Genomic DNA, 5,762 nt, shown 5'->3' on the forward strand with positions numbered 1-5,762 from the left:
CGGCAACTCACCCCACCCGGGAGTGGCGACGAGGGCCCGGGTGCCGGCCCCGACGCCGGCAAGGGTGAGCAGCGTGTCGGCCGACCGCCGTTGGGCGTCCCCCAGGTCGTTGCGCCGGGGGGGCGACGCCGGGACCTCGAGGTGGACCACGTCGGTCCCGTCCTCCATCCGTGCACGGGTGCGTGCACCGGAGGCGAACACGGCGCCCGCCGTCGACATCGTCTCGTCGGTGTAGAGGGAGGTGAGCGCACCGGGAACGGAATCCTCGAGCTCCACCACCACCGGTCCCCCGCGCCGTCGCCCACCACCGGGGCTCCCGCGACCGTCGCGCCCATAGGCTCGTTCACCCGGGTGGGCGCAGTCGGAGTTCCCCGCGATCCACGGGCCGAGGGTTCCTATGGCCGCGCCGAGGTCGGTGGTCGTCCACTCACCGGCCATGTAGGACTCTCCCAGGCCGAGCACCCCGGCGGACGCGAGGCGCGCCCAGAAGCGCTCGGGCTCCCGCAGGACCACTCGGACGGGGGCGTCGTACTCGCCCGCCGCCGTCGAATCCGGGTAGTCGATCCTCAGACCGAGGTCCCTGGTCGACCTCCTCAGGGCCTGGGCGACCTCCCCCGCGGCCTGTCCGCCCATCCCGTCCGGCTCCGCGAGCGCGGGCCAACGATCGAGGTCGACGGTCTGCGGTTCGAGTCTGACCACCGGGTCCCTCCTCAGGGGTGTCGTCAGTGGGACGGTACCGCCGCACGTCGCCCGGGCGGGTCAGGCGCGACGGGGGGAGCGTTCACCGCGGCGAGCCCACTACGTGTGCACCGGCTACCGCATACCACTACCCTGGGGACTCGTTCCCGCGCGTGACCCGCCCGGGGACCCGATCGGCGAGCCCCGCGCTCACCACGACAGTCTCACCTTCACCAGGAGCCGCCATGACCGAGCCCGCACACGACCAGGTCACCGCCACCGCACCGGCCGGACGCCGGCACCGAGTCGTCATCATCGGGTCCGGCTTCGGCGGGCTCTTCGCGGCCCAGCAACTGAAGAAGGCGGATGTGGACGTGACCCTGGTCGCCAAGACCGGGCACCACCTCTTCCAGCCGCTTCTCTACCAGGTCGCGACCGGCATCCTCTCGGTGGGCGAGATCGCCCCGCCCACCCGGCTCATCCTGCGCGATCAGAAGAACGTCACCTGCATCCTCGGTGACGTCAACAAGATCGACGTGGCCGCCAAGACGGTCTACGCCTCGGCAGGTCACATCAAGTTCGACCTCGAGTACGACAGCCTCATCGTGGCCGCCGGCGCCAATCAGTCGTACTTCGGCAACGACCATTTCGAACGCTGGGCCCCCGGCATGAAGACCGTCGACGACGCCCTCGAACTGCGCAGCCGGATCCTCGGCTGCTTCGAGCAGGCGGAGGTCACCGAGGACGACGAGGAGCGCCGCCGCCTCCTCACGTTCATCATCGTGGGCGCGGGACCGACCGGTGTCGAGATGGCCGGGCAGGTCGCGGAGCTGGCCCAGCACACCCTGAAGAACACCTTCCGCCGTATCGATCCCGCCTCCGCCCGGGTGATCCTCCTGGACGCGGCCCCCGCCGTCCTCCCGCCGTTCGGCAACAAACTGGGCAACGCGGCTCGGGCCCGGCTCGAGAAGATGGGCGTCGAGATCCAGCTCAACGCCATGGTCACCGATGTGGACCAGCGCGGGATCGAGGTGAAGGACCCGGACGGTTCGGTCCGCCGGATCGACGCCACCTGCAAGATCTGGTCCGCGGGCGTCCAGGCCAGCACGCTCGGCAAGATGCTCGCCGACCAGACGGAGGCCGAGATCGATCGCGCGGGACGGGTCCTGGTGCAGAAGGATCTCTCGCTGCCCGGGCACCCCGAGATCTTCGTCGTCGGCGACATGATGAGTCTCGACAAGCTCCCCGGCGTCGCACAGGTCGCCATCCAGGGCGGCAAGTACGCCGCGAAGCAGATCATGGCCGAGGTCGAGAAGGGCAGGTCCCCCGCCGAGCGACCGCCGTTCAAGTACTTCGACAAGGGCTCCATGGCCACCGTGTCGCGTTACAGCGCGGTGGTGAAGGTGGGCAGGCTGGAGATCTCCGGCTTCATCGCCTGGGTGATGTGGCTCGTGGTGCACCTCGCGTACCTCATCGGGTTCAAGAACCGCCTGACCACCATGTTCTCCTGGGGAATGCACATGGGCGGTGACCACCGCTCCCAGCTGACCTCCACGCAACAGTGGGTCTACGGTCGACAGGCCATCGAGCGGGTGGCGGCCCATGAGAAGGCCCGCTCGGCGGAGGAGGCCCGCGACCGGGCCGTGGAGACCACGTCGATCGGCGACTGAGGAGCGACGACTCAGCCGGTTCGGCGAGTCGATCGGTTCCGGGACGAGCGCCCGGCGGGACATCCCGCCGGGCGCTCTCGCTGTTCTGCCCCGGTTGTCGCCGCGCGCCCCGGGCCGGACAGGGCTTCTCGCCCGGCGACCGGGCCTACTGGAGGTTCGCCAGCCGGACCTGACCCACGGCAGCGAGTCGCCCCTCGTCGTCGGTGATCTCGACACGCCACAGCTGCTGGCTGCGTCCCCGGTGCACGGGGGTACCGGTCGCCGTGAGCGTGCCTTCGGTGACGGCCCGCAGGAAGTCGGTCGAGTTGTTGACCCCGACCACCTTGCCCTCACCACCGAGCCACACCGCGCCCGCCACACTCGCGACCTCCTCGGCGATGGCACAGTAGACGCCGCCGTGGACGATCCCGTAGGGCTGGTGCAGGTGCGGCGCGATGTCGACCGAGACCACGACCCTGTCGGGAGTGATCTCCCGGTAGTCGATGCCGATCCCGCCGCCGAAACCGGTTCCGGACCGTCCCCGGATCAACTGGATGAACTCGTTCTCGACCGCGTCGGACATCGGACCTCTTCTCCCGGCCCGGGCTGTCCGGGCGATTCGGGTACCGACGCTACCGCGCCTCCGCGTCCGCGCAGCCGAGCCGTGCGGGGTCACGCGCGTCAGGTCAGGTCAGCCGGGCCCAGCGGGCCGGGCCGGGCCAGGCGGGATCAGCGGACCGAGCCGGGTCAGGCGGGATCAGCGGACCGAGCGCCAACCCCTGTCGCGCACCGGGATCGGTCCCGATCCGGGCGTTCGCGGAAGGGCGCTGCGCCTCCGTACCGCCAGACCTGAGTCGTGGAGCGCCTGCAGCACCAGCTGTCCGCGGCGGTATCCGGTCTCCGCACTCGTGTCGGCGAAGGTCGGGACGATCGTCGCGGCACCCAGCACGCACTCCCCGACCACCGACCACAGGGTGTCGACGCTGCAGTTGCTCACGCGGGAGAGATCGTCGAACACCGGACTCAGGGTCATGCGTGACCGGCAGGCGAGCCACTGCGCGAGGGCCTGCTCGCACGGCAGGACAACGGTCCCCGGCGATCCCGCGGACGGATCATCACAGAGCAGTCGCAAGGTGGTGTCCCGGACGCCCGCCCAGTCGAGCCCTCCCTCGATGTCGGTGCGGACCGCGAGGTTCTCCGCACCCGTGTCCCACACCCGGCCGATGGTGACGAAGCTCGCGACCGCCCGGCCGATCACCCCGTGGGCGAACGCGTCGGCGACGAGGTACGTCGAGAACCGGATGTCCCCGGACTCCGCGAAGTAGTTGCGGAACATCGTCTCGACACGTCCGCCGTCCACCGCACGCTCCAGCGGAACCCACCGGCGGCGGGACTGGGTACCGAGATCCGCGATCGAGTAGAACTTCGGGTATCCCGGTCTGAACCCGGCGAGTACCTCGACCGTGTCGTCGAACACCGTGCGCGTACCCACGATCTGTGTGGGCAGCATGGAGCTGGTCATGTCTGCTGCTTCCCCCTCGCTGATCACTTCTCACTCGGGCCGCCTGCACACCGGCGCCACACCGCGGCGCGTTTCCCCCCGTTCCGCGGCACCGGTGTCCCGGCCCGGTAATAAGTGATACAACACACCACCTCGTACAACCAAGGGTTTCGGACCGGTTCCGGCAATCGTTGCACTCAGTGCACCACTGACCTGTCAGCAAACACTCAGGTTCGCGGATGCCCGCCGGACGGCCCGTCTCCCCCATCGATGCAGGTCCACTGCCCGGGAACCCGTGGACTACTCTGAGACACATGAGTACTGAGCGCGAGGACGCGCAGCCGACCTCAGACACCAACGGGACCGCCGACATCGGAGTCACCGGACTCGCCGTGATGGGCTCGAACATCGCACGGAACTTCGCCCGCCACGGGTACACGGTCGCCGTACACAACCGCTCCGCCGGCAAGACCGACGCTCTCCTGGACGAGCACGGCCGGGACGGGGACTTCGTCCGCACCGAGACCATCGAGGAGTTCGCCGCCGCACTCCGGTCGCCGCGACGTGCGCTCGTCATGGTTCAGGCCGGGGCACCCACCGACGCGGTGATCGACGCCCTCGCCGAGGCGTTCGACGAGGGCGACATCATCATCGACGGGGGCAATTCCCTCTACACCGACACCATCCGCCGGGAGAAGGCGATGGCCGACCGCGGGATCCGGTTCATCGGCGCCGGGATCTCCGGCGGCGAGGAGGGCGCCCTCGAGGGCCCGTCCATCATGCCGGGTGGCCCGGCCTCCAGCTACGAGGTCGTCGGGCCCATGCTCGAGGACATCTCCGCCAAGGTCGACGGGACCGCGTGCTGCACCCACATCGGCGAGGACGGTTCCGGTCACTTCGTGAAGATGGTGCACAACGGGATCGAGTACTCGGACATGCAGCTCATCGGCGAGGCGTACCACCTCCTGCGCGGTGTGGCGGGGATCGAGCCTGCGGCCATGGCCGAGGTGTTCCGCGAGTGGAACACCGGCGAACTCGACTCCTACCTGATCGAGATCACCGCGGAGGTGCTCGCCCAGGTGGACGCCGAGACCGGGTATCCCCTGGTCGACGTGATCGTCGACCGCGCGGGCCAGAAGGGCACCGGCCGCTGGACGGTCAAGTCCGCACTGGATCTGGGAGTCCCGGTGACCGGTATCGCCGAGGCCGTCTTCGCCCGCGCCCTGTCCAGTTCGGTACCGCAGCGCGAGGCGGGCCGCGCGCTGCCCTCCGGCGCGGTGTCGACCCCGAGCGGCACCGGCCCAGAGTTCATCGAGGACGTCCGGCGCGCGCTCTACGCGTCGAAGGTCATCGCCTACGCTCAGGGATTCGACCAGATCACCGCTGCCACCGCCGAGTACGGGTGGGATGTGGCGAGGGGTGACCTGGCCACGATCTGGCGTGGGGGATGCATCATCCGCGCCACCTTCCTCGACCGCATCCGCGAGGCCTACGCGGAGAACGCCGATCTCCCCACTCTCCTGGCCGCCCCCTACTTCGCCGAGGCGCTCGCCGACTGCGTCGACAGCTGGCGGCGCGTCGTCACCACGGCGGTGACCGCGGGTATCCCGGCGCCCGGGTTCTCCGCGGCCCTGGCCTACTACGACGGGCTCCGGACCGAACGACTGCCCGCCGCGCTCATCCAGGGACAGCGCGACTTCTTCGGCGCCCACACGTACCTGCGGACCGACCGCGAGGGCAGCTTCCACACTCAGTGGAGCGGCGACCGTACGGAGGTGCGGGCCTGACCGGGCCGGCTCGGACCGATCTGGGCCGTCTACTCGCCGGGCTCGGCGTCGCGGTCCCGGTCAGACACGCCGTCTCCACCGTCGTCGACGGCCCGGCGAGCGCGATCCAGATCGCCGCGCTCGACGACGCCGTCGCGGGCCGCGACC

Annotated in this window: 4 protein-coding genes and 1 pseudogene; 2 read left to right on the forward strand and 3 right to left on the reverse strand. The window is 70.0% G+C overall.

Annotated features, from left to right (window positions below):
* Positions 1-699: pseudogene (locus tag G6020_RS04615) on the reverse strand (cyclopropane fatty acid synthase); the annotation flags it as partial.
* Between the two features lie 224 nt (positions 700-923).
* Between G6020_RS04615 and G6020_RS04620 the strand changes: the two are divergent.
* Complete coding sequence (locus G6020_RS04620; RefSeq protein ID WP_179525231.1) at positions 924-2,348, forward strand: NAD(P)/FAD-dependent oxidoreductase; 1,425 nt, start codon at positions 924-926, stop codon at positions 2,346-2,348.
* A 145-nt stretch (positions 2,349-2,493) separates the two neighbouring features.
* On the opposite strand, the gene G6020_RS04625 is transcribed toward G6020_RS04620, so the two are convergent.
* Together G6020_RS04625 and G6020_RS04630 are read right to left on the reverse strand one after the other, a co-directional pair.
* Positions 2,494-2,910: a PaaI family thioesterase gene (locus G6020_RS04625; RefSeq protein ID WP_179525230.1), complete on the reverse strand. Its 417-nt coding sequence runs from the start codon at positions 2,908-2,910 to the stop codon at positions 2,494-2,496.
* A 174-nt stretch (positions 2,911-3,084) separates the two neighbouring features.
* Positions 3,085-3,849 (reverse strand): hypothetical protein, encoded by a 765-nt coding sequence (locus G6020_RS04630; protein ID WP_179525229.1) that lies wholly within the window; start codon positions 3,847-3,849, stop codon positions 3,085-3,087.
* 293 nt (positions 3,850-4,142) lie between these two features.
* Here G6020_RS04630 and gndA point away from each other — a divergent pair, with 293 nt between their 5' ends.
* Positions 4,143-5,615 (forward strand): NADP-dependent phosphogluconate dehydrogenase, encoded by a 1,473-nt coding sequence (gene gndA, locus G6020_RS04635; protein ID WP_179525228.1) that lies wholly within the window; start codon positions 4,143-4,145, stop codon positions 5,613-5,615.
* Positions 5,616-5,762: the final 147 nt, after the last annotated feature.

The sequence above is a fragment of the Dietzia sp. B19 genome (assembly GCF_014145155.1).
GTDB lineage: Bacteria > Actinomycetota > Actinomycetes > Mycobacteriales > Mycobacteriaceae > Dietzia > Dietzia natronolimnaea.